Here is a 25,771-nt window from a genome sequence, read left to right on the forward strand (position 1 = left end):
CCAGGATCAAACTCTTCATCGTATATTATGCGCCTAATAAATTAAGCTGTTTTTATTTGACTGAAGTTCTAGTGGTTATTCTCAAATCTTCCGATTCTATTACTCTTATTTTATTTGTTCTGATTTTCATCAGAACGGCTGTCAATTCAATATGTCTAGGAACGTGTTCTTCTTGTTTTCCGATCGTTTAACCCACCATTGTGTGTCTCTCGAAGCGGGTGCAAAAGTACAAAGCTTTTTCTTTTCTCACAAGCTTTTTTTGAATTTTTTTTTGAAATAAATTTCAGTCTTAATTCGTTTAGCTTGCCAGTATTTAAATGAACTTGTGCGTTGTTGCGGGTGCAAAAGTAGCTAGTTTATTCGTTTAAACAATGACTTTTTACATTTATTTTACTTTAATTTTAGACTTATTTTTTAAAACATTGATATATTGAAATTTACAGCCACCTGTTTTTGTGAATTCCTAAATTCCTATAGCCTGTTTTTCATAATTTGATCTGTTTTGACCTGTTTGGGGATTATCTTAAGGCTGTCAAACATTAAATCAGACACGAATTATCGCAGGTTTTTATTTATTGTTTACGCAACACATCACAATTTTGCTTGCAATTACAGCACAACAACAAACAAGAATACGAAATAAGATGCAGATTGAGCAGATTCACTAAAACGAAGTCGTGAATTATCACGGATTTTTCTTTGGAGCTTTCTCTCCTATATATAGATGTGAGTTTTTCACAAATCTCTTATAAAAACTAATCCCTAGCCCTGATAGTAGTGGAAATCCTCCTAGTGCCGGGGTTCGGCACTAGGAGATTGCAACGGATAGCAGGAAAAGCTCCTGATGATATTGGGATTTAATCAAAACGAATGGCTTTGACTGGGGAAATTTTGGTGATTATATACGAAGGAATCAACAATACTACCGCACAAATGGTTACCGTAAGCAGATTTAGAACCAAGATATACCCCAAGTTAAGATATACGGGAGCCTGATTTACATAATAGTTTTCGGGATCGAGTTTTATTATTCCGAAATGTTGTTGGATTAATAATAATGAAATTCCAATAAGGTTACCCCAAAACAAACCTCTTATTATAAGATAGAAGGCATTGTAGAGAAATATCTTTCTGACTGACCAGTTGTTAGCCCCCAATGCTTTCAGAATTCCTATCATTTGAGTACGTTCTAGAATAAGAACCAATAAAGCAACAACCATATTTATGGTTGCCACGAGTATCATTACCACTAATATGACTATAATATTGAAATCAAAAAGCTGTAACCACTCAAATATGTAACTGTACTTTTCAATAATCGTTTTGGTATCGAGAGTTGAGGAGGTTTTTTTATAAACTTGTTCACCAGTTTCTTTTATGGCATTGAAGTCTTTCACAAAAACCTCAAAAGCTCCAATTTGATTGGGAGCCCATTTATTGATTCGTTGTATATGACGAATGTCTCCTATTATATAAGTAGCATCGAATTGTTGAAACCCTGAATTGAAAATCCCTGCTATTTTGAATCGACGAACATTGGGCAACTGATTTTGATCTTCCTTAATAAAAAAAGTATTGAAGGAACCTCCCACTTTTAGATTCAACCGATTGGCAAGGAATTGAGAAATCACAACTTCTTGGGTAACTTCTTTTGAAAAATTAGGCAACCTTCCAGAAACGAGATACTCTTTTATATTCTCCCATTGATAATCATTTCCCACACCTTTGAAAATAATTCCTTCGAATGCCGCTTCAGTTCTGATAATTCCAGCTTTACTGGCTATGGCCTGAATATGACTTACCCCAGGAACTGAAGTAAACTTTGGATAAAATTCTTGATTCTTTGCAATGGGCAATAATGTGATTTCGGATTGATTATTATCATAGTTTGAAATTATGATATGACCATTGAAAGCTGCAATTTTTTCCCGAATTTTATTTTGCAAACCTATCCCAGTAGCAACCGACACTATCATCATAATCATTCCAATCGCAATGGCTGAAATCGCAATATTAATAATAGGTGCCGATATACTACTTTTATAATCTTTGGCGGTAATAAGCCTTTTGGCAATAAAATATTCTAAATTCAAGTTGTTTTATTTTGAGAAACTGAACAAATATACATAAAGTTTCATTTAACGCTTAGCAAATCCATTTGGTTAACTTTAAATTACCACTGATACCTGAAAGCAATCGATTAGAGTGGTAATTTCTTTTTCATTTCTTCAACTATATTAAATGCCGCAGGACATATTGAAACATTCTTTAGAGTCAAATCTGCGATTTGTTGAAATTTTTTTCGATCAGTATGTGGAAATTCTCTGCAAGCTTTTGGACGAACATCATATATCATACAAGCATTTTCATGATCTAAAAAAGTACAAGGAACACTTTGCAACACATAATCCTTATCTTCATCAATTCGCAAATATTGCTCAATAAATAGCTGTGGTTTTTGTTTTAAAAATTTAGAAATACGCTCAATATCTGCCAAAGTAAATAATGGCCCGGTAGTTTTACAACAATTAGCACAGTTCAAACAATTGGTTTTTTTGAATTCGGCATCATGAATATCTTGCATTACATAATCTAAATTCTTTGGCGTTTTCTTTTTTAGCTTATCAAAATACTTTTTGTTTTCGATATGCTTATCTTTGGCTAGTTTTCCTAATTCGTTTAAAGTTGGTTTCAATGCCGAAATTTATTGATGATTTCGCAAAAGTACTAAACTTTAAACTCGGAAATTTAAACTTGAAACTAAATTTTATGAAAGATCTTTTCGGAAGAGCCATACTTGATTACCTAACCAACAACCAACCAGAGGATTTAATTACTGAAACCTCCATCTCCGAGGAAGATGAAATGAGCGTTGCCTATCTTTTCAGGTGTTATGATGAAATGCCAAAAATTGAACAAAAAGCATTACAATTGGCAAAAGGAAAAGTTTTAGATGTAGGATGCGGAGCTGGAAGTCATAGTTTGACTTTACAGAATGACAGGAATCTTGATGTGACTTCTATAGATATTTCGAAAAATGCAATTCAAGCTTGCACTCTTCGCGGTTTAAAAAATGCAAGAGTTCATGATATAATGACTTTGGAAAACGAAAAATTCGACACGATTTTATTACTAATGAATGGCACGGGAATATTTGGAACACTAAAAGAAACGCCTATCTTTTTGCAAAAACTAAAAAGTCTATTAAATCCTAACGGACAAATCCTCATAGATTCTTCAGACATTATATATATGTTTGACGAAGATGAAGATGGCGGTAAATGGATTCCATCAGAAAATGAATATTATGGTGAAACTATTTTCACCATCACCTACAAAGGTGAAAAAGAAGCACCTTTAAATTGGCTATTTCTAGATTATAACACACTACAAAATGCGGCTTTCGCCAATGGACTTCAGTGTGAGTTAGTCCTTGAAGGAGAACACTACGATTATTTAGCCAAACTTTCGATTTAAACCAATAAACTAAACGAAATTGACATGGAAAATTCAGAATTAGAAAAATTACAGTACCCAATCGGGAAATACAAAGCTCCTGATGATTACTCTACAGAATACATAAAAGAGGCGATTTCCCAAATCGCATCCTTTCCTGAAAAACTTAAGCAAGAAGTTACTCATTTGAACGAAGAACAACTAGACACGCCTTATCGTAAAGATGGATGGACAATTCGTCAAGTGATTCACCATTGCGGCGACAGTCATATGAATTGTTACATCCGATTAAAATGGGCGTTAACAGAAAAAATTCCAACAATAAAGTATTACTATGAAGATCGCTGGTCTCTTTTAGAAGATAATTTAACGATGCCAATTCAAGCATCATTGTTATTACTGGAAGGGCTACACTATAGATTAGCGTATTTGATGAAAAATTTGAAAACAATCGATTTGCAAAAATCTTTTATACATCCTGAACACAATAAAGAAATACAAATCCAAGAACTTATTGGACTTTATGCTTGGCATGGAAATCATCATTTGGGACATATTACTGAACTTAAAAAAAGGAAAGACTGGTAGAAATATTCATAACCAAAAAACCAAACGCCTTTAAAAATATTTGTTTTTTTTTAAATATCAATGATTTTCAAATTATCCTTGGCTTGCAATTTTTATAGGCAATTCATAAAGCACTCTGACTTTTTTACCTCTAAATTCACCTGAGGACCATCGAGGAGATGCCGAAATTACTCTTTTAGCTTCTGCACCAGTACCCTCGCCAAGATCTTTAACTACCTTTACATTGGTTACAGAACCATCCACTTCTATTACAAAAGCCACTTTTAAAACACCTCCATTTCCCTCATATTCAGGCATTTTAAAATTTTTTCCAATAAAATTCATCAGCTCATTGTATCCGCCGGGAAACTCAGGCCTCACTTCTACGTCTTCGTAATTGTAAGGGGCATCATCAACAATGGTGGCTGTTGCCTGTGCAGAGGCGAAATTCACACCAAACAAAATAATTACTAAAAGTAGAATTCTTTTCATATCCTTTTTTTTTCAATTATGGCTACTCAAAACTATAGACTACATACTGTAGCTCTTAGTAAATATATAAAAAAATGAGCTAAAAAAAATCATATATTTAAAAATACATAATAAAAATAACCATATCATTAGAAGTTAAAAATAACCGACTGAATACAAGTTAGTTACCGTAATAGCGATAAAAAAAAAGAAAATAATTAATAAGAAAAATTAGCTCCACCCATAACTAACTACAAATCAACAAATAAGTAAATATTTACATTCACTTAATAATTATTAAAAAAACAAAAAATATATCTACTTACATATTGAATGATAACACATATTTAACTTTCAAATACTTAAGACAAGTACTGATCAAAAAGTTATTTCTACTATGGAATATTCAAATATTTATGCGTTTGCAGTGACACACGCCATTTTGGATTATTCATTACATATTCAACTATAAGCGGAGTCATCTCTTCTTTTTTGCTCCATTCTGGTTGAAGAAAAAGTATTGCTTTTGGATTTACTTTTTCAGCTTGTTCTTCTGCAAAAATAAAATCATGTTTATTGTAAATAATAACTTTTAGTTCATCCGCACTGTCATAAACCGTTTGAGTTGGCAATTTATTTTTTTTTGGCGAAAGACAAATCCAATCCCAAGTTCCACTTAAAGGATACGCACCTGAAGTTTCAATATGAACTTTTAAACCATTCTTTTTCAACTTTTGCGTCAAAGGCTTCATATCCCACATTAAAGGCTCTCCTCCTGTGATTACAATAGTATCTGCATACTTATTAGCATTTTCAACTATTAGATCAATTTTTGTAGGTGGATGCAATTCTGCATTCCAACTCTCTTTGACATCACACCAATGGCAACCAACATCACAACCTCCAACTCTAATGAAATAGGCTGCAGTACCTGTATGAAAACCTTCTCCTTGAATAGTATAAAATTCTTCCATAAGAGGAAGCATGGTTCCTTTATTTACTTCTAATTGAACTTCTTTTGATAACATTATATAAATTTAAGTTGCAAAGATAAGCAATAAATAACAACCATAAGAACAGCAAAAAAAAGACAAAATCCTACTAAATCTAAAATCACTGATTAGAAAAATTAGAATTAGTTTAAACGAAAAACGGCAATTATTTCTAATTGCCGTTCCTAGAAGTATAACTTACCTACTATTACTTTAAAGCTTTCAATGAATCCAATGCATATTGATTTGCAGGATCAAGCACCAAAGTTTTATTGAAATATTCAATTGCTTTAGCTTTATCCGTATTTGCATAACTAGCAGCAGATGTATTATAGCTTTCAATTATTTTTTTAATTACCGCAGGTTTAGCCAACTCTTCAGGGCCTTTCTCCGTAACTATATTTACATAATCATTGTAATATTTAATTGTCATCTCATCATTTTCCAACAAACTATTCGTTCTAGCTCTGTATATATAAGCATCTTGAGTTTTCGGAGACGCTTCAATTACCGCAGCATAAGCCAAATCTGCTCTTTGCAAAGCAATTGGATCAGGTTTTACAATATCTTTTCTAGTATTATCAAAATACAAACTATTTCCTAAATAAAAATTATCCAAAACATAGTTTTTAGATTCTTTATTAGCAACAGCTATTTCATAAATTACACCAGCTTGTTTGAATAACTTTAACTCATATAATTTTTTTCCAATGTCACTAATATTCAATGCTAGACCATTTGCATCCATTTCAGAAGCTTTTTTTACATCAAGGATTGCATTATCAAACAATACATTATCAACAGCTTTCCCATCTTCCCCAATTGCTTTTTTAATTTTTGCAAATCCTAATGTTTGATAATCCATAGCAATAACTTTATTAGAAGGATTAGCTATAAAACTTTCTAAAGATTTGATCGCAACATCATAATTACCATTTTGATACGCTGAGATCCCTAAATAACGAAGAATTCTAGGGTTCACTTTATCCAATTCCACCATTTTATTAGCCTCAGTTTCTAAAGCTTTATATTCACCAGCGAGTACTAAAAAATCAGCATGACGCATTCTTGAATTAAGAGAATAATCGGTTAACGTTAAATATTTTTCATAATTCACAAGAGCTTTATCTACATAAACCCTATATTTTGAAGGTTCATTTCTACCCCATAAATAATATGTTTCTGCCAATTCACGATAAACAGGGCCATAATTTGCATTAATTGCAATTACTTCATCAAATGCTTTTATCGCTTCAATATAAGCTTTAGCTCCTTTCAACAAAACACCCAATTGCATTTTAGCCCTAATCAAAGTATTATCAATGGTATACGCATTTCGGTAAGCAGAATAAGCTTCATTTTGGTTTTTATCGCCAAAATATGCATTTCCAAGAGCTAAATTTAATTGAGCATCTTGAGGATTAATTAATTTTGCTTTATTCAAAACTTCTATTGCTTTTTTATAATCCGGTTTTAAAGAATAAGTATAAGCTCTCCCGATAAATAAATATTCTTCAATATCCTTCTTTTTTAAATCTTTAGTAGCCAAAGCAAATTTTTCTTCTGCCGCAGCGGTATTTCCGTTATCAAGATCTATCAAACCAAAGCCAATATTATTCAATCTTGCCCCTTCAGTACCAGCAAGACCCTTTTGATAATAAATTTTAGCCGAATCTACACTGTTTTGCAACATATAAACATTTCCCAAATAAAACGCAGCTGTACCATTAGTAGGTTTAGCATTTATAATAGATTTTAAAATCGTTTTCGCGCTTTCAAATTGTTCAGCATCAATTGCTTTTTTTGCTTGATTAAGGTCTTGCGCCTGGCTTGTTGTTACAATAGCCAATAAAGCAATACTTAAAACTTTAACTTTATTCATCTTCATTAAATTAATTAATTTTATTTCTTTTCGTTATTTGACTTACCTCTAATAATATTCAATTTTCTTGTCGGTATTTGATATGGTAACAAACCTGATTTCAACACAATCCTCTGACCTATATCACCTGCTGCAAAAGAAGCAAATCCCATACCTAAGCCTGAATATCCCTGACAATTCACAATATACAAGTCTCTCAATAATGGATAAGTTCCTTCGGCAAAATTATTTTGGGAAGGCGCATAATATCCATCTTTATTCAAACCTTTAACACTTAACACATTTATGTTATCAATAACTGAATTCATTGAAGCATTCGGTTGCGACAGCCAATTTACTCCAACAACACCTATCATCCCATTATTTTCAGAAACAAATTTTAAAACTTCATTGTTAGTTTTAAAAGTATAAACATCTTTATCTGCCAATCCACTTAATCCTGCTAAATTGTTCATGTAATTCACAGTGCTTGAATTCGGATTATCAAATACTAATCCCTTAATTTTGGAACTTCTATCACCCTTCATAAAATCAATAACTTCCTTCAAAGCAATCAAAGTATCATTATTAGATTTATTACATACAAAAGCTATGCCATCAGTCGCAAATTTAGTTATTTTAGGAACTATTTTGCGTTGTTCAAAAATATTTAACTCTTTTTTAGTTAAATTTCTTGCGATAACGACAATTGTCGCTTTTTTATTAAATAAAGCGTTTAAAACTTCAGATTCAGATTTAGAATTTAAAGTAAATTTCGCATCATATTTACTTTCAAAAACCATTACTTCATCCTCTACAATAGGGGTAACAGTTTCGTCAACAAAAATAGTCGCTTCACCTTTTAAAATTGTTTCTTTATTTGAAGTAGTATTTTCATTTTTTTTACAGTTAAAAAAAATGAAAATAACCAAAAATGAAAGTAAATAAATATTAAATCTAGACATAACTATTCATTATTAGCATTATATACGCGAAAAAATCGAATAACAGAATACACAATTAAAACAACTCCCAGAGCAATTCTATATTGCATTTCCATAGCAAATGGAAACTTTTTCCAGAAAATGACCATCAGTCCCAAAAAAAAGTAGGCCGAAAAAACCAATATGGTTATAATAAGAAGAAATCGCTCAATAAGCGATTTCTTCTTCAAATTATTAAATAAATTATTTAACATTATTCTGCCGATTGAATAGTAATTGGAAGAGAATACAATACCCTCACTTTTTTACCATTTTGTTCACCAGGAAGCCATTTAGGGCATTTGCTTAAAACTCTAATTGCCTCTTTTCCTGTTCCATAACCAATATCCCTAACAACTTTGATATCTGTTAACGAACCATCTTTTTCAACAACAAAAGTAACATACACTTTACCTTTAAGACCTTCTTCTTCTGGAGCTTGATAATTTTTACCAACAAATTGGTAAAACTTTTCAATACCACCTGGATATTCTGGCTTTTGCTCAATACCCGCTAAAGAGTGTACACTAGTGTCTTCCTCAATAACTTCTACAACCGGACCATTACCAACTTCTTCAACAGTAAGTGGAGCATCTGGATCACCTTTGATAGTTTCAGCACCCGTCTTTTTGTCTTTGATATCATCCATTTTTGGTGGATCTTCAGTAACATCCTCCGCTTTTGCAACGACAGGTTTAACGAATTTAACCTGATCTTGTTTTGGTGGTGGTGGTGGTGGTGGAGCAAGATCTTTTACATCTTCAACTTTCTTCTTAGGCGGCAATTTTACAGCAGTAATCTTGATATCGGTATCAGCCTCTTCTCCTCCTTTTGGCAAGTAACTCGCTATAAGCGGAGCACTAACTGCCAGGCTAAAAAGAACACTACCAATGACAAGCGCTCGCATAGAAGTCTTACGATTCGATTTTCTTAGTTCGTAAGCACCATAAAGTTTATTACGCCCTTCGAAAACGATCTCAATCCATTGATTTTTTATTAAATCTAATTTCATTTTTTATAATTATTAGGTTATAAGTAAAAAAGAATTATTTTTTTACTTCTAACAATTTTTGTTCCTCTGGTGAAAATTCAGGTACAATAGCATAAGATCCTGTAGCATTTACGCCAACAATAGCCATTTCATCCAAAACATCAACCAAATTGCGATATGTTGATTTTTTACTTGGTTTAATGATTACAATCATACCATCTTTCGGTTTCCCTTTAGCGGTAGAATACGCAATTACCTTTTCCATTCTGTCAATTAATTCTTTACGAATTCCATCTTTACCATAAGAAAAATCTTTTGGAGCCGCAAGCGGTTTCTCCAACATTCCTACATAACGTACCAATTTTCCGTTTTCTCCAAGCAATAAAGTCATCGTACGATTCTCATCTACTTTAATATTGGTTTGAGGAGTATCATCTTTTTCTTTATCTGGCAACGTCAAATCCATGGATTGAGGTTTAGACAACGTAGTGGTAAGCATAAAGAACGTGATCAATAAGAAAGCCAAATCCACCATGGCAGTTAAATCTACCTTTGAGTTTTGTTTTTTACTTCTTACTTTGCCACCTTTTCCGCCTCCACCGTCGTCGGTATTTAATTCAGCCATTTTAGTGTGTCTTTTTTAATTAAAAATTCTTTCCTCTTAAACCTGTAACCAAGTTAAAGCTATTGATTTTTTGATCTTGCAAAATATCCATTACTTGCTTGATTTCAGGATATTGCTCCTTAGCATCTCCTTTTATTGCAAATTGCAATTCTTTGTCATTAATTTCTATATTAGCTTTACGAGAATACAAAACCCAGTCTTTCAATTGGTTATCCAAAGAATCTTTGGGCACACCTGGCTGACCTGCTTTACTTCTGTCAGCTGCTTTCATATTCAAAATTGTTTTTAAATTTTGAATTGGCACGCCAAAACTTTCCATTAATGCAAATTCCTCTGACTCTTTTTCAGTAAAAGCAATATTGTATTTATCCGCCATAAATTCAAGTGCTTTTTTACGAACATCTTTCCCTTTTAGGTCAAAAAATACAGCTGTTTTTCCGTTTGCTTTACCAATTGTCAAAGTTGACAAATTATCAGCCGGCAATTTTGTTTGCACAGTAGACTGTGGAGTATCAACTGGTAATACTTCAGGTGTTTTAGCAGTGGCAGTCAAAATAAAGAACGTAAGCAAAAGAAACGCAACATCACACATCGCCGTCATATCGGTAGATGTGGACTTTTTTTTCATTTTTATTTTAGCCATTATTTATGTCTATTATTTTGATAAAAAATTATCAAAAATTAATTATTGTTTTAAGCTACCTCTAAAGTGTCTGTAAGTATTTACAATTGTAGTTCCAGCCTCATCAATAGAATAAGTTAAATCATCAATTTTTGAAGTAAAGAAGTTGTAAGCAACGATTGCAGAAATTGAAGTAGAGATACCTGTAGCCGTGTTAATCAAAGCCTCAGAGATACCAACCGCAAGAGCAGCCTGATCTGGAGTTCCAGCAGAAGCCAAAGCACCAAACGCTTTAATCATCCCAGATACTGTTCCTAATAGACCTCCAAGTGTTCCTAAAGAAACTAAAGAAGAAATAATAGTCATATTTTTCTCCAACATTGGCATTTCAAGAGAAGTAACCTCTTCAATTTCTTTGTGTATTACTTCAGAAGCTTCTTCACTGTTGAATCCTTCTTTTTTAACATCTTGATATTTAACTAATGCAGATTTAATTGCATTTGCAACAGAACCTTGTTGTTTATCACATGTAGCGATAGCTCCATCGATATCTCCAGTTTTGATGCTTGTTTGAACTGTTTTCATGAATTTATCTAAATTTCCTTTACCAGCAGCTTTTGCAATAACAAAAAATCTTTCAATAGAAAACACAATAACCATTAATAACATACCTAACAATACAGGTACTATAAATCCTCCTTTATAAACTTGACCTAATGTATTAAGTGGGTGCCCTTTTTCAATATCCCCTCCTTCAAAATTCGTAGGATCTCCCATTACCTGAGACCAGATCAACCAACCTACAAATACACATAATGCAATAATAATCCCTGAAACCATTCCTCCACCGTTTGAAGTGCTTTCTTTTTTAACTTTAACGTTTGCCATTTTTTTAAATTTTAAATATTTATTTTTAGTTTTAATAAACTTGTACTAGGAGCAAATTTAATTTTTTAGTTGAAATAAAAAAACTTTTTTTTAAGTAATCTTACAATTTATTTTATTACCAAAACAGAACTATAACGTTTTTTAAGAATAAATGAACATTTTTTTTAATAATACTTTCCAAATATTTCTAAAAAAAAACGATTTTAAGCATTCTTAATATTTTTATTCAAAAAAGCACTTAAAACAAAAAACACATAAATCTGTGAAATCAGCAATTTTTTGTGATATTATATTACAGAAAACCCCTAATTATTTGATTTGATAAAAATTTAATAACTTGCAGTAGATTTTAAAAACCCTCTAAAAATGAGCAGAAAAGAAAATTTTATTCAACAAATAAATACTGGCTACCTATCCCAAGGTGAAAGCCTTACCTTGGGCGGAGCCATTCTTGATGGGGAAGCACTGCCTGACACTTACGTGAAAATTCCATTAAAAACATTAAACCGTCATGGATTGATTGCAGGCGCTACCGGGACTGGAAAAACAAAGACAATCCAAGTGCTTTCTGAACAACTATCATCATTTGGCATTCCCGTTTTAATGATGGATATAAAAGGGGATTTTAGTGGCATCGCAAAAGAAGGCGAAGAAAAAGACTTTATAAAGGAACGCCATGCCAAATTGAATCTACCCTACGCTACATCGAGTTTCCCCGTTGAATTAATGACACTTTCAAAGCAAGAGGGAGTTCGACTTCGCTCGACAGTTTCAGAATTTGGACCTGTTCTTTTTTCCAGAATCTTAGATTTAAATGATACTCAAGCGGGAGTAGTTTCGGTAATATTTAAATATTGTGATGACAATAAAATGCCTTTATTAGATTTAAAAGACATTAAAAAGGTCATTAATTTTATAACTGATGAAGGAAAAGACGAAATTGAAGAAAGCTATGGCAAGATATCAACTTCTACCACTGGAACCATTCTAAGAAAAATAATTGAGCTCGAACAGCAAGGAGCCGATTTGTTTTTTGGAGAAATGTCTTTTGAAATTGATGATTTGTTGCGAATTGACGAAAACGGAAAAGGATACATTAACATCATACGTTTAACAGACATTCAAGACAAACCTAAATTATTCTCCACTTTTATGCTGAGCTTGTTAGCCGAAATATACCAACAAATGCCCGAAAAAGGAGATGCCAATCAACCAGAGTTAGTGATTTTCATAGACGAAGCCCATCTTCTCTTTAATGAAGCCAGCAAAGCATTATTGGAACAAATAGAGACTATTGTAAAATTAATTCGTTCCAAAGGAATTGGTGTTTATTTTATCACCCAAAATCCAATGGACATTCCAAGTGGCGTTTTGGCACAACTGGGATTGAAGATACAACACGCTTTAAGAGCCTTTACAGCGAACGACAGACAAGCAATCAAACAATCGGCAGACAATTACCCAACCTCCGAATATTACAAAACTGACGAAGTCTTGACTAGTCTAGGAATTGGAGAAGCTTTCGTAACCGCTTTGAGCGAAAAGGGAATTCCGACCCCTCTAGTAGCCACTATGATGCGAGCTCCCATGAGTCGAATGGATGTTTTGACAGATGCAGAAATTCAAGAAATTAATTCTAAATCTAAATTAGTCAAAAAATACAGTGAAGTCATTGACCGCGAAAGCGCCTATGAAATGCTTACCAAAAAAATTGAATCCGCTCAAGAACAAGTCGCGGTTGAACAAGAAAAAAAACAGGAAAGCAGCGAACCTAGTACGGCAAGCGTTGTTACAAAATCGGTATTAAAAGTCGTTACCAGTGCCTCTTTTATTAGAGGAGCATTTGGAATATTGTCTAAAATACTCAAGAAATAAAAAAACATAAAAACAACTTTATAATGAAAAACACCTTCGGACTATTTATTTTTCTCAGCGTTTTAAGCGGATGTTCGCCAAAATCAGAAACAAAAAACTTAACGTATGTCAAGTTAGAAATTATTCAAACAGAAAAAAACTTTGAAAAGTTAGTCGCAGAAAAAGGAATAGCCGAAGGCTTTTATCAATTTGCCGATTCTAATGCCGTTATCAAAAGAGAACACGATACCTTAATTATTGGCAAAAACAATATTAAAAATTATTATCTACACTCAAAACACTTAGATGCATCAGTTACATGGACTCCTGATGCTGTAAGCGTTTCAGATGCAGGCGATATGGCATCCAGTTATGGCAAATATGTTTGGACTTTTAAAGATGCTTCGGGCAAGGAACAAGTTTTAAAAGGAATTTTTCATACGGTCTGGAAGAAACAAAAAGACGGTTCCTGGAAATACATTTGGGATTAATCTTAATTTTTTTGAGGGTAAAAAACCAGCTTTGTGGAAGATTGCATAATTTCATTTTTATTCAATCTCATTTTTCTGAACTTCCCAGCATTATATAATTCTGCTTGATCCGCATAATGGGAACTAAACGGATTTCCAGACTGTCCAGTCGGAAGAATTCCCCAACTGTTTTCAATATCTGAAAAGTCAATAACTCTTCGGCTTGAAGGACCTCCTTTTACTTTGTAAAATCCATCTTCGACAAAATCAAAAAATTGATTATTTATCACCTCGGTAGATCCGGGAACTTCAAAAGGACCAACATTAAAAAATGATCTAAATAGTGCTAATTTCCCTATTGGATGCTGATATTCTACTGTGTGAACTTTTTCCCATTTCCAGTCCGAAAGCGAATTACCCAATTGTTTCTCTAAAGCAGATATTGCTTCTTCAAATGATTTTGCCAAAATTTGACTTCTGCCCTCTTTTATATTTTTGGTTTTAAGATCATCCCACCATGGAGAATTTTCGCTTGAGATTTGTCTGGCGACAATTTGCTTCATAATATGAGTTCCTAAAAATTGTTTGAACCCTTCGTTACCCAATTCATCCTGAAAAGTATTTTTCAGATACAAATAAATCCATTTATTATAGATTGTTGGAGCTACATCATTCAAATTATTGGAACCATTCCATGATTTCAAAATATGAATTGCTTCGTTTTCTGTTTTGGAAAGTGTTTTTAAATTTAAATTCGATATTAACTTTTTTACAACTTCCGGAGCAACTATGGAAGTATTATCCGTAATCATTTCACTTACTGAATTCTGTTCCCAATCCGATTTTGAATCTAATAATTGAGTAATTCTTTTGGCTCTATCTTCGGGGAGATAATAACCCGGATACGCAAAACCATCAATTGGTTCCGGCTGATTATTTGCCGAGTAAACGTAATTCCAATCTGGATTGACTGCTGAGGGATTTTTGGAGAAATCTAAATACTCAAGACTGTCATCTTTCCCATTGACACCATCAAGTATAAAATTGGTATTTACGCCATTATTATGTTTATACAATTTTCCGGATGCCCACCAGCCCACATTCCCTTTGGCATCGCCATACATTACATTCAGTCCAGGCGCAGCAATAAGCGCAACGCCTTTTTGAAAATCAGACATTGATTTAGAATGCGAAATAGCATAAATTGCCTCAATACTATGAATGGTTTGCTGCGTATAAATCCAAGACATTGCCACTGGCTTGTCACTTTTCAAACCTGCTAATAAATCATTCATGATAGGGCCATGCTGACTTACTTTTATATTCAAAATTACATCTGACGAATCTTTAACTTTTATCGTTTTCTTCCTGATCCCATAATTCTGGAATCCTGTTTTTGTTTGATATTGATTGCTGTTTTTCGGATTATTTGTTTCTTGATAAAAATCGACATCATCATTTTCAAACATTGTTAAACCATAAGCGTAATCCCGGTTGTGGCCTAACAAAGGAAAAGGGGCTCCTGCCAAATAGCATCCGTACAATTCGAAATCGGGAGTTTCTAAATGAGCTTCATACCAAGTTCCCGGTTGCGAGAATCCAATATGTGGATCGTTAGCAAAAATCACTTTTTTGCTTTTTGTCTTTTGCGGAGCGATAACCCAACTGTTACTACCCACAAAAGGAGCTACAGGTGATCGATCTAAAAGTGATGCTATTGATTGAGAAATAGCTGCATATTCTTGCTGTTTTTGTTTTGCACCTTTAATTTGCGTGGTATTAAAATTTCCATCCAAACCAAAATCTTTCAGATAATCCATTCCGTACTTATTTCGAATATCAGTTAGTAAGGGATCCGTTTTTTGAGCCATTGCAAAACTAAAAGACATGTATCCAAAAATATTATATACATCTTGAATGGTGAATTTTTGCTTTTTAATTCCTAGCAGTTGAAACTCTACTGGAGTTACACCTTCCTCAACATATTGATTAATTCCATCGAGATAAGCCATTGTCAATTGATAGGCTGGACTCTTTTTATCCAAATTCGCAATTGCTTTTTGAGATGCTTCTTCAATTCCTAAACCCACAAAAAAGGTATCATTCTTTAATGCCACAGAACCAAATATGTCGGATAAACGTCCAGGAACTATCCTCCTAAGCAATTCCATTTGCCATAATCGGTCTTGCGCATGAACATATCCAAGAGCAACCATCGCATCTTTTGCATTTTCAGCATAAATATGAGGCACACCAAATTCATCAAAATAAACGGTGGTTTGATCTTTAATATTTTTTAAATAAAGCTCCCCTTCATATTTTGGCTTTTGACTGTACCGATAAATAAAAAATACTGATAATAAAGCAATTAGCAAAAAAATAAAAACAAACAGAATTCTTTTTAGTAATCTCATTGGAAGTATTTTTAATAGGCATCTCAAACTTATGCAAAAATCAACATATTTTATACCCTAATTTTAAAAAACACATTTAAAAAAGGGATTATTTTTATCAAATACGAATAAACACAATCGTTATCAATTTTGCCATTATTATTAATTTTTTATTACATAACAAAGAATAAGTATGAAATACATCAAAATTAACAGCATAAATTGAGATTTTTACAATTAATTTCGCATGATTCAACATCAGTTCATTATATTTGTTTAAATTTAAAAATCATGAAACATATTTCAAAAGAAACCATTTCACAAATGGACAAGATTGAAAAATTAAATTTAATTAATTCATGTACCGGTTTTAAGTCTGCCAATTTAATAGCTACAAAATCAATCGAAGGTAATACTAATGTCGCCATTTTCAGTAGTGTCACCCATCTGGGAAGTAGCCCATCATTAATAGGTTTTATAGTTCGTCCAACGACAGTTCCCAGAGATACTTATAAAAACATCATGGAAACCGGTTATTTCACCGTAAACCACATTACAGTTGACATGATTGCTGATGCACATCACACCTCCGCTAATTATGATTCTGGAATTTCTGAGTTTGACAAAACCAATTTGGAAGAAGAATACAAAGAAGGGTTTAATATTCCTTTCGTAAAAGGAAGTCCAGTTCAACTTTATTGCAAGTTTGTGAACGAATATATTATTAAAGAAAATGACACTATCCATATCATAGCTTCTATCGAGCATATTTTTTTCGACGAGGCTTTGGAGCATAAAGACGGCTGGCTACAACTGGACAAAGGAAATATAGTTGCCTTGAATGGAGTAGACGGATATTTTTTGCCCAAACTAATTGATCGCTTTCAACCTGCAAAACAAAATATATCTACAAAATCATTTAAAAGAGATAAGGAATAAAAAACGGTATGATTAAAAAAAGGGAATAGTAATACAACTATTCCCTTTTTTTCATTTTCCTAAAATTCCGGTTTTTAAAATCTGCCCGAAGTGATACATATCCTCATATGACGTATATAAAGGAACCGGTGCTAGACGAATTACATTGGGTTCACGCCAATCCGTAATTACACCATTTTTCATTAAATAATCAAACAAACTGCGTCCTTCCCCATGAAGAAAAACGGATAATTGACAAGCTCTTTCCAATGGGTTTTCAGGAGTGATAATTTCAAAAGATCCGTGTACTTCTTTGCTTATTTCATTCAGAATAAATTCTAAATAAGAAGTGATTTTATCTCTTTTTAAAATTAATTGATCCATTCCAATTTCGTCAAACATTTCAACGGAAGCCAAGTAAGGTGCCAATGACAAAATTGGTAAATTGCTTATCTGCCAACCTCCTGCTCCGTGAACCGGATCAAAAACGGGTTCCATCTTGAAACGACGTTCTTTGTTGTGTCCCCACCAGCCCGCGAATCGAGGCAATTCTTTATTGTTGTGGTGTTTTTCATGAACAAAACAACCTGAAGCATTCCCTGGCCCAGAATTCATGTATTTATAACTGCACCAAGCCGCAAAATCGACATTCCAATCGTGCAATTCCAATTTAATATTTCCGGCAGCATGGGCCAAATCCCAACCTACATAAGCACCTTGCTTGTGTCCAGCTTCGGTGATGGTTTTCATGTCAAAAACTTGGCCTGTGTAATAATTGACTCCTCCTATTAAAACCAAAGCTAACTCCTCTCCTACTTCTTCAATTTTTGCTAAAACATCTTCCAGTCGGATGTTGTGTTCTCCTTCACGGCGTTTGATTTCCACAATAACGTCTTCGGGTTTATAACCGTGAAAATGCACTTGACTTTGAAACATATATTGATCGGAGGGGAAAGCTTTTTCTTCGCAAATGATTTTGCAACGTTTTGCAGTTGGTTTATAAAATGAAACCATTAACAAATGAAGATTCACTGTTAGCGTATTCATTACGGTGATTTCTGAAGGCAAAGCACCTACCAATTTACTTAATGGATTGGCAAAACGTTCCTGATAGTCCCACCAAGGTTTTTCAGCATAAAAATGACCTTCGACAGCAAGGTTTGCCCAATCGTTCATTACCTCATCAACATATTTTTTGGTTCTTTTTGGCTGTAATCCCAAAGAGTTTCCCGTAAAATAAATTACCTTTTTGTCATTGACTTTTGGGAAAATAAATTCATCCTGATATTTATGCAGATGATCTTGCTCATCGAGTTGCTGAGCAAATTCTAATGTATTTTTGAAATCCATTTTTTCCATGTTTTAAAGCCGTAAAAATAGAAAAAGAAAAGAGAATAGAATAGAGAAAAAAGACAATAGATGTCATAAAAAAGATAATTTAATAATAATTAAATCTACATGAGCCTATATTTTACATTTAAAGCAATAAGATTCTTATGAAAAGAAATTGCGTTAGGGATAGTAATGGAAAGTTTTTACCCAAAACCATTTAGCAATACAGCAACGAGGAAGCGACCAAAGGAAGCTCCCGCAGTGCTAGTATTACTTTGGTTTTGGGTAAAAACTTGTAATGGATAGCCCGCAATACGCTCAGATAAAAAAGAATTTAGATTGCAGAATTTAGATTTCTGTACTGTGCGTTCGCTTCACTCAATTTAGGGGTAAAAAAAATCTCGCCATTGCTGACGAGACTTGTATTTAGTTTTGAATGTGATTAGATAATCAACATTGCATCTCCGTAAGAGTAGAATTTATATTGTTCTTTAATCGCTTCTTCATATGCTCTTTTCATTAAATCATGTCCACAAAAAGCAGAAACCATCATTAACAAAGTTGATTTTGGCGTGTGAAAATTAGTAATCATACATGTTGGAATACTAAAATCGTGAGGAGGAAAAACAAATTTGTTTGTCCAACCATCGTAAGGATTTAATGTGTTTTGTGAAGAAACTGAACTTTCTACGGCACGCATAGAAGTGGTTCCTACGGTACAAATTCTTTTTTTATTAGCTTTTGCATTATTTACAATATCACAAGCTTCTTGAGTGATTTTTAATTCCTCAGAATCCATTTTGTGTTTAGATAAATCCTCAACCTCAACTGGATTAAAAGTTCCTAAACCAACGTGAAGTGTTACTTCTGCAAATTTAATTCCTTTGATTTCCAATCTTTTCAACAAATGTTTTGAGAAGTGTAAACCGGCAGTTGGTGCTGCAACTGCTCCTTCTTCTTTTGCATAAATTGTTTGGTAACGCTCTGCATCTTCTGGAGTTACATCACGACTAATGTATTTTGGAATAGGAGTTTCTCCTAGTTCGGTCAATTTATTTCTGAATTCTTCATACGAACCATCGTAAAGAAAACGCAAAGTTCTACCACGAGAAGTAGTGTTATCAATCACCTCCGCCACTAAGGAATCATCGTCTCCGAAGTATAATTTATTTCCAATTCTGATTTTACGGGCTGGATCTACTAAAACGTCCCAAAGTCTTTGTTCTGCGTTTAGTTCTCTAAGCAAAAACACTTCAATTCTTGCTCCAGTTTTTTCTTTATTTCCGTACAAACGGGCTGGAAAAACTTTGGTATTATTCAATATTAAAACATCACCATCATCAAAATAATCGATAACGTCTTTAAACATTTTATGTTCTATCGTTTGTTTCTTGCGGTCAATAACCATCAAACGAGACTCATCTCTATTTTCGGCTGGATATTCTGCAAGAAGTTCTTTTGGTAAATTGAATTGAAAGTGAGATAATTTCATTTGCTTTTTGTTTAAAAGTTTAAAGTTTCAAGTTTCAAGTTATTTAAACTGAACTTAAAAATCTTTCGAGTGCAAATATACGACTGTGAGATAGGCGTTGTCAAGTGTTTAAGGGTTTATTTTTCCTTACTCGTTCCTATCTACCAATATAATTGCGAAAAACACAACAATTACCTATGTAAATGACCATTTTTGAATCATTAAAAAATTTAATTTTTTTAAATCATCCCAAAAATCAGGATATGATTTTGATACTACATCTGCATTATTAATAACAATTGGCACTTTTAATGCTAATGGTGCAAAAGCCATTGCCATTCTATGGTCATTATATGTATCGATTCTCACCTCTTGATTAATGTTCTTTGTTGCTATCAATGTCAAACTATCATTGGTTACTGAGATATTAGCTCCCAATTTTGTCAACTCAATGCGAAGTGCTTCCAATCTATCCGTTTCTTTGATTTTTAAAGTATGTAAACCGGTAAGATGACAGCCAATTCCTAGTCCTAAGCAGGTAACGACAATTGTTTGTGCAATATCTGGAGTATTATTTAATTCTAAATTTAAGTCTTTGTATTCGAAATCCCTTTGCTTTGTCAAAGTCAATTTGTTTCCTTCGAAATGTGAAGTTACCCCCATTTCTTTGTATATCTCAACCAATGCCGAATCTCCCTGTAAACTAGTTTCTTTATAACTCGTCAAGGAAATACAGGCGGTTTTTGCCAAGGCAACTAAGCTAAAAAAGTAAGACGCCGAACTCCAATCGGATTCTACTGTCATTACTTTGGTTTCTACTTCTTTCTTTGGATAAACTGTAATTACATTCTCGACAAAACTGGTTTGAATGTTTAAATCATTCAGCAATGCCAAAGTCATTTTGATATATGGAACAGAAGTTATTTCGCCAACCAAAGTCAATTCAATTCCGTTCTCTAATTTTGGAGCTACCAAAAGCAATGCCGATATGTACTGACTGCTCACATTAGCAGGAATACTCACTTTATGGGCGGTAATTTTTTGCCCTTTGATTCGAATAGGCGGATAACCTTCTTCTTTTTCATAAGTGATTTGAGCTCCCAATTGTTGTAAAGCCTCAACCAAAACTTTAATCGGGCGCTCTGTCATTCTTTGAGATCCAGTCAACACAACTTCACGTCCTTCGTTTACCGCAAAATATGCAGTTAGAAAGCGCATTGCTGTTCCAGCATGATGAATATCTACAATTTCCTCATTACCAATCAACGCTTTTTGCATTACTTCACTATCATCAGAATTTGAAGTATTGGCCAAAGAAATGTTTGGATACAATGCTTGAAGTAACAATAGTCGATTGGTTTCGCTTTTGGAACCTGTAATAGCAATTTGTTCTTGTAAATCGTGTTGTGAAGTTTGTAACAGTAAATTCATTATGGATGAGTTGATAGGTGTGTTTTTGCAAATTTATTTTAAAAAAAGGATGTACCAAAACTTTCCTCTGACTTATAACATTATTTTAGTTTATCGTTGTTTTTGTGACGGTCTTTGTCCCGAATTGATTTTAAATCCATCTTCTTGTCAAAAGCGGCTTGCAGATCGATTCCTGTTTGATTCGCCAAACACAATACTACAAAAACTACATCGGCCAATTCTTCTCCAAGGTCTTTGTTTTTATCGCTCTCTTTTTCGGATTGTTCTCCGTAACGGCGGGCAATGATGCGGGCTACTTCGCCTACTTCTTCAGTAAGTTGAGCCATATTGGTCAATTCGTTAAAGTAGCGAACTCCGTGTTCTTTGATCCAAGTATCTACGTCTTGTTGGGCATTTTTTAGGTTCATGTTATATTTTTTATTTATTATTTAGCCTTATCATTATTATTCTCTACACTTTCTTCAAAACAATTTTTTCTGTTTCTTTAGCAATCATACCCTGATAATATTCTTTTAGTGTAGTATAATATTCTGGTGAAACGATTGGTGTATTAATTTGATGGCTAATTGATAACTGTATTTTATTCCCAGAAACATTCGACATGAATCTAAAGCTTCCTAAATTTTCAATCATATCGAGTTGAGTCGATTTTGGCAATGTTTCAACCGCATATCCCACTGGAATATCAATATTTATAGTGTATTTATCCAAAAATGGAAAACCATAATCTACAGGATATTCTCTGTTGTCTTGCTTGAAAGGATTATGTTCTTCGGTAAAAAACAGCAATGGATTTATATACATTTTTTCACCTATAAACTCACATAGATTGGTTCCTGTAAAAGAACATGTCTCTATAATTGGTAACTGAACATCCTTTTCATTCGTTCTTGAATAGTTTGAAATTTCAATTTTTTCGTTTTCATTTTCCAACTTTTCCAAAAAATCCTCCTCTTTTATGTTTTCTATATCCGATCTAAAACGCATGGCTTTATGATCCGTTCTTTGTCTTCTTAATTTACCCGTAATTTTTCCGGTAGGATCAATCGTGTAATTCATCGTTACAATATTATTGGAAGCTTTCTTTGGCATTAAATCAACTTCTTCTGAGGTTCCGTCTTTTCTAATTAATCTTCCCATCCAGTTTAAATCTCTAAACGGCAAAACATTTGGCATTGAAAATTTGCTTGTGGCATCCAATAATATTAGCCCCTGAGGAGTTTCTACTGCAGCAATAACATAGTTAAAAGCGGTCCTGTTTGGAAACAATGCAATCCCATTGGAGCGCGTACTTAATAAAACAGGATTTGCCTTTAACCCCGCTGTTCGCAACATAGCGGTGAGCATTAAATTAATTTCGGCAACATTACCCGTTTTATCTTTATAGGCTTTTTTAACCCCATCATCGCAAGAATAACCATTATATTCATTCCATTTTACGGTTGATTTTACATAATTTAGAATAGTCGAAATAATTTCATCTTGAGTCGTTAGCCCCGCAATAACTGCGTTCAAATCATCTTCAAAATAACCTATTTTATTAAGTTCGGATCCAAAATCATCATTGTCATAAATTGTTTTTACTACAGCATGCCAATCTGTAGAATAGGGCTTAAGTGGTTCATTAGGATATTTAGTCATCGACAATTCTTGAGTTAAACTTGAAGTATAATTATCAATATTATTGACAAATGCCTCCTCTTTCATCGCAGGCATATTTTTTGAAATATATGTTGTTTTGGTTTCTAGATACTCGAATTTATCTTCAGAGTAATTACTGCCTCTAGCAATAGCAACTAATGATCTCCCTTCACTTCTCTCCATACTTGTTAGAGTAACCGATTTAGTTGATTTTTCTGTAACTATTTGAGGAGCAAAAGTTCCTTTCATTTTGCTGTTGTAAATATAATATTCTGGGACATAGGTTTTATATTCCGAATAATCTACAGGAATATTAGTTTGAAAATCAAACTCCCTAAGCATTCCAATATTATTCGTTCGAATAGTATACTGAAATTCCAATACAGACCCCTCTTTCACATTCGGCAAGGTTATTTTCTTTTTGTTCCAATATCTATTTACCTTTTCCTCAAATTCCCCTTCACTTTTTAATTTTGTTTTTTCTATTTTTCCTTCCACTAAATTATAAGTTACAGCTTCAGAAAAATGAACACTTTCTTTTACATAAGAATCCCCCGCAATAAATCGTACTTCTTGATTTGCCCAATCATACCCTTCTTTTTTATAAATTTTAATACGCATAGACATCACAATTACCACTTTAAAACCATCTGCATGCGAGTATTCAAATTTAGTTTCTCCTTTTTTAAATAATATTGCGGCAACAGCAGCCGTGTCTTTAGGATGTGTTTTTTGCTCCAGTTCAGCGATGGAGACTTTTCCTAGTTTAAATTCTTGGGCATTTGCATTAGAACAAAATAGGATTGATAAAAATAAGAAGTTGATTAAATTCTTCATTTTGTTATTAGCTTTTGGTTAAAATTATTTTGGCGTTGTCGTTTCTAGAAATCTGTTCCATAAAAAGGCGAAATTCATCGTATTCTTTATTCGTATATAACCCTTTTTTCAAAAAGAACTTTCGCTTGTAAATGATATTATTATTGTCCTTTTTAGTAATTTCTGTTTTATATTCACCGAATTTCCCATTAATTTCAACATTCCCCGGAAGAAATTCTATCGAGAAATTAACAGGCAAAGCGATTTCTATTTCATCGATATCAATTGAACCTCTTTGTATTTCTAAAGGATTTTTTCGGTTTCGAATTCGTTTGACACTTTGAGTTAATGGATTAAAAGCATTTACAGCAAACATCATTTTATTGGTTGATACGTTACCGTAATTCACGGCACTTATTTCGGCATTTTCTGTAAAACTTATTTTTTCTGTATCATTCTTGAAAGTGACTTTTTTAATTTTCAAATTATTAATGGTGCTCCAATAATCTTTATAGAATTTCTCCATTTCGGTTGGAGAAAATTTCTCATTATTGAATTTTTGATTGTATTGAGAACCCTCTGAAACGATTCCTATTTTTCCTGACAAATCACCATTTTCGGCAATAGAATAGGTTCCTTTACTCACTTGTGCATTACCAGAGTCTTCATATATTTTTGTCCTTACAATCTCTCCTCCCTCGGGTTTAATCAGCAACACATTGCGATCATCCGTAAACGTTCCTTGGTAACCAAATGGATCTACTTGACTTGTACATTCTAAAAAAACATATTTATCCTTATCAGGCACCGCTAAAATCATATGATTTCCTTGCATCGAAACAAAATCGGTTTCAATGTCACGCTTTCTTGGGTTACCATACAAAATCACATTATATGATGGCACATCCACTGCTGTAAGGAGTGCTTTGGTATAATTACTCAATGCCTTACAATCGCCATACCCTAAACGATCAACATCACTTGCCAGCATTGGTTTCCAACCTCCAATACCAATACTTATATTTACATATCTTGATTTTTCCTGAACATATTTATAAATGATTTGTGCTTTCTTAATAGGATCGGTTTCAGTACCTACTAGAGCTTTCATTTTCACTTTAGTTTCTTCTGGAAGATCTGTGGTTCCCTGAAGAATTTTTTCACTGTACCATTTTCCAAATTCTTTCCACGTTTTAGCGGTTCCATCTACACCTTCCAAATGAAACAACTCTAATCCCATCATTACTCTCGGGAAAAGAATACTAATTGAGGGGCTTGCCGTTTCTTCTTTCTGCGCCAATATTTTTGTTGCCTCAAAAGAAAGTCTGGTGGATGTGTCTATTGCTTTTTTTATATTAAAATTCGAAGAATTGAATTCCTTATATTTAAATCCGAGATTTGAAGGATAACTTATATTGAGTATACTTTTTTCTATACTTACTGCATAATCATTCAAAGGCATCCATTGCGGAATAAAAGCCGTATTCGATGTTTCTGTTTCACTTTCAAAAACGACTGTAAATGGATATTGTATGGGGGTATAATCTAAGTAAATATACCGACTTTCTGAAAATAGCGTACTCCCACTTACGGCACTTACATCCCTAAAATCACTTCTCTTTATTTTTTTGATTTCTTTTCCAAAAGCATCATAAACTGTTGCCAATATATTTTTGACAGGACTCGACTTATCATAATTTTCATAAGCCTCAACTGCGTCAAAACCATTTTTATTCAAGACTGTTACCACGCGTTTATTTTTGATATTCATACTGCGTTGAGACGCAATTACAATATCAATTTGGTTCAAACGAACTACTGCATTGGCATTTTCTTTGAGACTGTCGGAAAGAGTGAGGGCACTGTAATCGCTTTTTTGAGCAAAAAGAAATGTTGTAGTAAATAAGAATATAATTGAAACTGAGAAGACAAACTTGTAAGTCATAAAAAAGTTTTAGCTTCGAAATATAAGAAAATTTAGTCAAAAAA

Annotated in this window: 22 protein-coding genes; 5 read left to right on the forward strand and 17 right to left on the reverse strand. The window is 33.3% G+C overall.

Annotated elements, in window-relative coordinates:
- Positions 1 to 857: 857 nt before the first annotated feature.
- The gene (locus tag KZH69_RS18870) at positions 858 to 2,093 is read right to left on the reverse strand and encodes an ABC transporter permease (RefSeq protein WP_219319032.1); all 1,236 of its coding nucleotides are present in this window, start codon (positions 2,091 to 2,093) and stop codon (positions 858 to 860) included.
- A 107-nt stretch (positions 2,094 to 2,200) separates the two neighbouring features.
- Positions 2,201 to 2,695 (reverse strand): YkgJ family cysteine cluster protein, encoded by a 495-nt coding sequence (locus KZH69_RS18875; protein ID WP_219319033.1) that lies wholly within the window; start codon positions 2,693 to 2,695, stop codon positions 2,201 to 2,203.
- Positions 2,696 to 2,769: 74 nt separating this feature from the next.
- On the opposite strand from KZH69_RS18875, the gene KZH69_RS18880 reads away from it, so the two are divergent.
- A complete protein-coding gene (locus KZH69_RS18880) occupies positions 2,770 to 3,477 on the forward strand; it encodes a class I SAM-dependent methyltransferase (RefSeq protein ID WP_219319034.1) in 708 nt (235 codons plus the stop codon).
- Between the two features lie 24 nt (positions 3,478 to 3,501).
- Positions 3,502 to 4,044: a YfiT family bacillithiol transferase gene (locus KZH69_RS18885; protein WP_219319035.1), complete on the forward strand. Its 543-nt coding sequence runs from the start codon at positions 3,502 to 3,504 to the stop codon at positions 4,042 to 4,044.
- 72 nt (positions 4,045 to 4,116) lie between these two features.
- Here KZH69_RS18885 and KZH69_RS18890 read toward each other — a convergent pair whose 3' ends face one another.
- From KZH69_RS18890 to KZH69_RS18925, 8 genes are all read right to left on the reverse strand, one after another.
- A complete protein-coding gene (locus KZH69_RS18890; RefSeq protein ID WP_219319036.1) occupies positions 4,117 to 4,515 on the reverse strand; it encodes an energy transducer TonB in 399 nt (132 codons plus the stop codon).
- Positions 4,516 to 4,889: 374 nt separating this feature from the next.
- On the reverse strand, positions 4,890 to 5,522 hold the full coding sequence (locus KZH69_RS18895) for a 7-carboxy-7-deazaguanine synthase QueE (protein ID WP_219319037.1): 633 nt from the start codon (positions 5,520 to 5,522) through the stop codon (positions 4,890 to 4,892).
- Positions 5,523 to 5,694: 172 nt separating this feature from the next.
- The gene (locus KZH69_RS18900; protein WP_219319038.1) at positions 5,695 to 7,368 is read right to left on the reverse strand and encodes a tetratricopeptide repeat protein; all 1,674 of its coding nucleotides are present in this window, start codon (positions 7,366 to 7,368) and stop codon (positions 5,695 to 5,697) included.
- A gap of 20 nt (positions 7,369 to 7,388) precedes the next feature.
- Positions 7,389 to 8,312: a PstS family phosphate ABC transporter substrate-binding protein gene (locus KZH69_RS18905; RefSeq protein ID WP_219319039.1), complete on the reverse strand. Its 924-nt coding sequence runs from the start codon at positions 8,310 to 8,312 to the stop codon at positions 7,389 to 7,391.
- A 232-nt stretch (positions 8,313 to 8,544) separates the two neighbouring features.
- Positions 8,545 to 9,342 carry an energy transducer TonB gene (locus tag KZH69_RS18910; RefSeq protein ID WP_219319040.1) on the reverse strand — a complete coding sequence of 266 codons (798 nt, stop codon included), beginning with the start codon at positions 9,340 to 9,342 and terminating at the stop codon, positions 8,545 to 8,547.
- Between the two features lie 34 nt (positions 9,343 to 9,376).
- On the reverse strand, positions 9,377 to 9,946 hold the full coding sequence (locus KZH69_RS18915; RefSeq protein ID WP_219319041.1) for an ExbD/TolR family protein: 570 nt from the start codon (positions 9,944 to 9,946) through the stop codon (positions 9,377 to 9,379).
- Positions 9,947 to 9,965: 19 nt separating this feature from the next.
- Entirely contained in the window at positions 9,966 to 10,589 is a 624-nt protein-coding gene (locus KZH69_RS18920) for an ExbD/TolR family protein (protein ID WP_219319042.1), read from the reverse strand.
- Positions 10,590 to 10,631: 42 nt separating this feature from the next.
- Positions 10,632 to 11,456 carry a MotA/TolQ/ExbB proton channel family protein gene (locus KZH69_RS18925; protein WP_219319043.1) on the reverse strand — a complete coding sequence of 275 codons (825 nt, stop codon included), beginning with the start codon at positions 11,454 to 11,456 and terminating at the stop codon, positions 10,632 to 10,634.
- Positions 11,457 to 11,822: 366 nt separating this feature from the next.
- Here KZH69_RS18925 and KZH69_RS18930 point away from each other — a divergent pair, with 366 nt between their 5' ends.
- Complete coding sequence (locus KZH69_RS18930) at positions 11,823 to 13,331, forward strand: helicase HerA-like domain-containing protein (protein WP_219319044.1); 1,509 nt, start codon at positions 11,823 to 11,825, stop codon at positions 13,329 to 13,331.
- 23 nt (positions 13,332 to 13,354) lie between these two features.
- Complete coding sequence (locus KZH69_RS18935; RefSeq protein WP_219319045.1) at positions 13,355 to 13,801, forward strand: YybH family protein; 447 nt, start codon at positions 13,355 to 13,357, stop codon at positions 13,799 to 13,801.
- Positions 13,802 to 13,803: 2 nt separating this feature from the next.
- On the opposite strand, the gene KZH69_RS18940 is transcribed toward KZH69_RS18935, so the two are convergent.
- A complete protein-coding gene (locus KZH69_RS18940) occupies positions 13,804 to 16,194 on the reverse strand; it encodes a penicillin acylase family protein (RefSeq protein ID WP_219319046.1) in 2,391 nt (796 codons plus the stop codon).
- A gap of 270 nt (positions 16,195 to 16,464) precedes the next feature.
- Here KZH69_RS18940 and KZH69_RS18945 point away from each other — a divergent pair, with 270 nt between their 5' ends.
- Complete coding sequence (locus KZH69_RS18945; RefSeq protein ID WP_219319047.1) at positions 16,465 to 17,112, forward strand: flavin reductase family protein; 648 nt, start codon at positions 16,465 to 16,467, stop codon at positions 17,110 to 17,112.
- 51 nt (positions 17,113 to 17,163) lie between these two features.
- Here KZH69_RS18945 and kynU read toward each other — a convergent pair whose 3' ends face one another.
- The 6 genes from kynU to KZH69_RS18975 form a co-directional block, all read right to left on the reverse strand.
- A complete protein-coding gene (gene kynU / locus KZH69_RS18950) occupies positions 17,164 to 18,441 on the reverse strand; it encodes a kynureninase (protein ID WP_219319048.1) in 1,278 nt (425 codons plus the stop codon).
- A gap of 424 nt (positions 18,442 to 18,865) precedes the next feature.
- Positions 18,866 to 19,915 (reverse strand): tRNA preQ1(34) S-adenosylmethionine ribosyltransferase-isomerase QueA, encoded by a 1,050-nt coding sequence (gene queA / locus KZH69_RS18955; RefSeq protein ID WP_219319049.1) that lies wholly within the window; start codon positions 19,913 to 19,915, stop codon positions 18,866 to 18,868.
- Positions 19,916 to 20,089: 174 nt separating this feature from the next.
- A complete protein-coding gene (gene aroA, locus KZH69_RS18960) occupies positions 20,090 to 21,325 on the reverse strand; it encodes a 3-phosphoshikimate 1-carboxyvinyltransferase (RefSeq protein ID WP_219319050.1) in 1,236 nt (411 codons plus the stop codon).
- An 80-nt stretch (positions 21,326 to 21,405) separates the two neighbouring features.
- Complete coding sequence (locus KZH69_RS18965) at positions 21,406 to 21,732, reverse strand: nucleotide pyrophosphohydrolase (RefSeq protein ID WP_219319051.1); 327 nt, start codon at positions 21,730 to 21,732, stop codon at positions 21,406 to 21,408.
- A 43-nt stretch (positions 21,733 to 21,775) separates the two neighbouring features.
- A complete protein-coding gene (locus KZH69_RS18970; RefSeq protein WP_219319052.1) occupies positions 21,776 to 23,803 on the reverse strand; it encodes a DUF3858 domain-containing protein in 2,028 nt (675 codons plus the stop codon).
- Between the two features lie 7 nt (positions 23,804 to 23,810).
- A complete protein-coding gene (locus KZH69_RS18975; protein ID WP_219319053.1) occupies positions 23,811 to 25,727 on the reverse strand; it encodes a DUF3858 domain-containing protein in 1,917 nt (638 codons plus the stop codon).
- Between the last annotated feature and the right edge of the window lie 44 nt (positions 25,728 to 25,771).

The sequence above is a fragment of the Flavobacterium taihuense genome (assembly GCF_019351435.1).
GTDB classification, from domain to species: Bacteria; Bacteroidota; Bacteroidia; order Flavobacteriales; family Flavobacteriaceae; genus Flavobacterium; species Flavobacterium taihuense.